The organism is Microcystis sp. M49636_WE2 (genome assembly GCF_030065375.1).
In the GTDB taxonomy this organism is placed as follows: domain Bacteria; phylum Cyanobacteriota; class Cyanobacteriia; order Cyanobacteriales; family Microcystaceae; genus Microcystis; species Microcystis aeruginosa_C.
Window position 1 is genome coordinate 1 of sequence record NZ_JASJFG010000415.1, and the last position, 3902, is coordinate 3902.

Below are 3902 nucleotides of genomic sequence, written 5' to 3' on the forward strand. Positions count from 1 at the left end.
CCAATTAATTGCCGATATATTACCACCGTAGCGCTGCAGAAACTCGATAGCAGTTTTAACCCCAAAAAAGCGAGAAAGGAAAACATCTAATAAACGCTTGTAGGGTTTAGCTTGACTATCAAAATCACGGAATAACTGTTCACTTGTTTCCACTTCAGCAAAAGTCGCATCGCTGAGGGTACTAATTCCCCGCATAATTTCCGCGGCCCGAAGTAACCCAACAAAAGGGCCCGTTAAAAGAGTTAATTGACCACTTTCTTCCTCGATCATAGCGGCTTCTGCGTCCTTGGCGGTAGTTCCGATCAGAGAATTACCACAACGTAAATGATGATCCAAAAAACTCAAAGGTGCGCCCACTGTGAAAGAATGTAACCAGAGACTAACTTTGGCCAATTCTACAGCCATCGGATTGATATCTACCCCATAAATACAGCGCTTCATCACCACTCTCTGTAATAATTGCGTTGGTTCAAGGGTGGGAGAATCGAGAATAATTCCCTGTTGTCGGAGATTGTCGATAATATTTTGTCGGGTGGTTTCCAACATGGTTAAAACGGGATTATCTTCGGGATAAAGATTGAGAATCTGGATTAACTCATCGGTGAGATAGTCCACTGCTTCTACTAAAAAATGTCCGCTTCCCATGGCGGGGTCACAGAGTTTAAGATCAAGTAAGGTGGTGATCGCTTTTTTTTCTAAGCGTTGTAGCTCTTTTTCTAATCCCTGCTGACTGAGATTTCCTAAACGTCTATCGCTGCTTTCTTGTCTTCGGGTGGCGATTTCTGTCATCACATCCCCGAACTGTCGCGCTCTTTGCTCTAAAATTGGTTTGAGGGTATGACTGACAATATATTTAACAATATAATCGGGAGTGTAATAGGAACCGGTGGCTTTTCTTTCTCCCCGATCATTTTCCAGATGCACCGATTCCCCCTCAATCACGATGCGATATTCCAGTAATCCTTCGTAAATTGATCCTAACTGTCGCACACCTAAAAAACTATAGTCGATCGGCTGTCCCTCAAAACGTGCTAACTTGTCTAGGATGGGCGCTAAAACCGCATCGGATAACTTATATTGACCGAGAAAACAATTCACCCGGCCTTCTTCCATGTCAAATAAACCCCCGTTGTAACGAGGTACGGCTAAATTAGCATCCCCTCGATCGACAATGCGAAATAAACTGAGGAGAGCATCGTATATTCCCGTCGAGGTGCCACTAAAGACCTGCTGACGATCGATTTTAACGGCAATTTCTCGCGTCTTTTGCAATAAGCTGTAATCGCGATAGTCTCCCCTCACCGGCAGCAAGTCCCGCGCTTCTGCGTAGAGCAGAAATAATAATTTATACAGCAGGGATAAACTCGCCTCATACAATAAATCTGGCTGTATGTCTGTATTTAATGATACAAAACCTTGAGAAATATCGGGAAAAATGCGATCGAAGACTAACTCTTTTAACTCGTTACCCACTCTGGTGGCATAGGTGGTACTTCCCTCCCGGACCCGTTCAAGGAAATTCTGACCGTGAATATCCTTAATAAAAGCCTCTTGACGGAAAAATAACCAGAAATACGGAAATTTTTGCCGGTCTCCCCCTTCTAATAGTTCCATCAAGTCCACTAGATAAAATTCCGTGGCTGTGGAGGACGCTTGACGGTAATATAAGCGCCATTCTCGACCATTAGTGAGAATACCCCAATCTACTCCCGTCCCCGTGAGATAATTGGTGATCTGAAAGGAAGGATTACTATTTTTCCAGATATCTCGCTGATCATTCTTAGAAACGTCACTAAGAGAACGTTGCCAGTATTTGGCCTCAGCGATCGCTAAAACTTGACTATAAAAGGCTCTTTCATTATTCTGGAGAGCATAGGCTTGATAACGGTCATTTTCTGTGGCAAATAGGGCATAATCTGGCCTTTCTGACCTTCCTTTTCCCCTACTGCTTACTTGCGGTATATAACTAAAACCGAGAATTTCTAGAATCGGTTGTATTAATTCTGCTTCCGTTTGCGCTTCGTTAAGAGTCGGCAAAATCGCCTTTTTTTGTTGATAAAGACTCTCTAAGCGGCCAAATGCCACGGATACATCCTCTTGCCATTCCCCAGAATCCGGCAGCCGATGCTCAAGATAGTGTTGAGAAAAAAGTGGTTTATTGCCCGTTTGTCCTGACATGGCCGATTATCCTAACATTGAGGGTATCTAGCCTAAAAATGAAGGGTTCGCAGGCAGGCACGGATTCCCATTATACAAAAAGTATATGTCAAGTCTCCGATTTTGTCAAGGGTTTTGGCCAAAAAAATCGCCTCTGGGAGGCGGGGGTGAAAGGTATCACCCCAGAGAAATAATTAAACGCCAAAAGACTTACCACAGCCACAGGTTTGACTGGCGTTGGGATTAGTGAATTGGAAACCACCGCCGATCATCGCGTTGCTGTAATCTAACATGAGACCGTAGAGATAGAGCAGACTTTTTTTATCAGAGACAATTTTGAAGCCATCGTAATCGAAAACCTCATCTTGGGGGCCAATATTGCTAGGATGCTCAAAATCCATCATATAGGACATTCCCGAACAACCACCCTGACGCACACCCACGCGCAGACATAAATCCTTGCCCTGTTGCTCTTTGAGCATGGTAAGGTGTTTGAGGGCAGCCTCACTGAGTAAAATTCCTTTTCCTTGAATCTGAGTAGCTTGTGTCATCTTTAGCAGGAACTCCTAAACGCAGTTGAAGGGGACATATAAAACTTTACCTTCTCCTATCCATCTTAACGATAGTTGAGGGCTGATGACTGGATTACTGTTTACTTTTCCCAGTCTCGCAGGAGTTATAGGGCAAAAAAAGCAAAAAACTGGGATTATTAATTAAATAGCGTTGCCAGAGACGACTAGATTCTTGAAACAAACCCTAGAGCCATTCTCAGCCGATTTTCATCACCCAACGGACAGGACAGCGCTGCCTTGGGGATGCCGAAAAAGCAGCCAGAAAATATCCAAAGAAATTCACTTTTCTAAGCGGAGATTAGCGCCGCTGCTATCGGTGCGATAAACCCAAGTTTTTTGGTTATCAGTCAGAATAATTCGCCATCCTTGCACCAGTGCTTGAGTACAAAATTCTCCCGGTTTAGCTAATCCTAAACAACCATCGGGCCAAGTTTGTGGTTGTGCTGCTTGAATTTGCAAGCGATTAACCGATATCTTGGTTTTCCGACTCAAATCTTGACGGGCAGCCGCGATGACTGAATTAGGTGGCTCAGGAGATGCTAAACTGGGTGGCGCTAAGAGGAGAGAAAGCAGACTCATTAGCATTAGAGTGCCAGTTGCTCCCTGAATAATTCTCGTTTTACCGATTTCTACTTGCTGGCTCTGGCTAAAATTTTTTCTAGATATCATCTTTAGTGCTGCCTCTTTCCGGGGGTGATAGTCTGATCAAATTTTCCTTTTTATTGTCAGTGTCAGATCCCCCCGCCTATCGGCACCCCCCTTATCAAGGGGGGCAGGGGGGATCGAACCTAAAATCCATTTTTAATTTAATTATAACCAGCTACTTATGTTCCCTCTCTGGTTTTCGAGTAGAAGCAGCAGTCACTCTCGGTTTTCGTTGTCATCTCCTGAAAACTTCCGTCTCTTTAAGGGGCGATGGCGATTAAAATAGATGAGGATGAACTATCTTAGATGGATGGGCTTATGTTATCTTTTTTCCTCCGTTGGTTGATTACCGCCGTCTCTTTATTGATTACAGCGCGAATAGTACCAGGTATAGAAATTAAAGATTTTACCGTGGCTTTGATAGCTGCTGTCGCTTTGGGTTTAATTAATGCTATTATTAGACCCCTGTTGATTCTTTTTACCCTGCCTTTAACTATTTTGACCCTAGGGTTATTTATTTTTGTGGTC

At 43.7% G+C, this 3902-nt stretch carries 5 protein-coding genes; 2 read left to right on the plus strand and 3 right to left on the minus strand.

Features of this window, described 5'->3' with window-relative positions; all coding sequences use genetic code 11:
* Positions 1 to 2178: DNA methyltransferase (locus PX484_RS09920; RefSeq protein ID WP_353853225.1), on the minus strand; the 2178-nt coding region annotated here is incomplete at its 3' end.
* Positions 2179 to 2216: 38 nt separating this feature from the next.
* Between PX484_RS09920 and PX484_RS09925 the strand changes: the two genes are divergently transcribed.
* The gene (locus tag PX484_RS09925) at positions 2217 to 2351 is read left to right on the plus strand and encodes a hypothetical protein (protein WP_288103686.1); all 135 of its coding nucleotides are present in this window, start codon (positions 2217 to 2219) and stop codon (positions 2349 to 2351) included.
* On the opposite strand, the gene PX484_RS09930 is transcribed toward PX484_RS09925, so the two are convergent.
* Together PX484_RS09930 and PX484_RS09935 are read right to left on the minus strand one after the other, a co-directional pair.
* Entirely contained in the window at positions 2352 to 2708 is a 357-nt protein-coding gene (locus PX484_RS09930; RefSeq protein ID WP_002747572.1) for an iron-sulfur cluster assembly accessory protein, read from the minus strand.
* Positions 2709 to 3008: 300 nt separating this feature from the next.
* Positions 3009 to 3398 carry a DUF8738 domain-containing protein gene (locus PX484_RS09935; protein WP_002801976.1) on the minus strand — a complete coding sequence of 130 codons (390 nt, stop codon included), beginning with the start codon at positions 3396 to 3398 and terminating at the stop codon, positions 3009 to 3011.
* 294 nt (positions 3399 to 3692) lie between these two features.
* Here PX484_RS09935 and PX484_RS09940 point away from each other — a divergent pair.
* The coding region (locus PX484_RS09940) for a phage holin family protein (RefSeq protein WP_288103689.1) at positions 3693 to 3902 on the plus strand (210 nt) is incomplete at its 3' end.

What these genes read in the sequence shown, in the direction of transcription:
- PX484_RS09930 (WP_002747572.1), bottom strand. Translation starts at nt 2,708, where the DNA reads ATGACACAAGCTACTCAGATTCAAGGAAAAGGAATTTTACTCAGTGAG.
- PX484_RS09935 (WP_002801976.1), bottom strand. Translation starts at nt 3,398, where the DNA reads ATGATATCTAGAAAAAATTTTAGCCAGAGCCAGCAAGTAGAAATCGGT.
- PX484_RS09925 (WP_288103686.1), top strand. Translation starts at nt 2,217, where the DNA reads ATGAAGGGTTCGCAGGCAGGCACGGATTCCCATTATACAAAAAGTATA.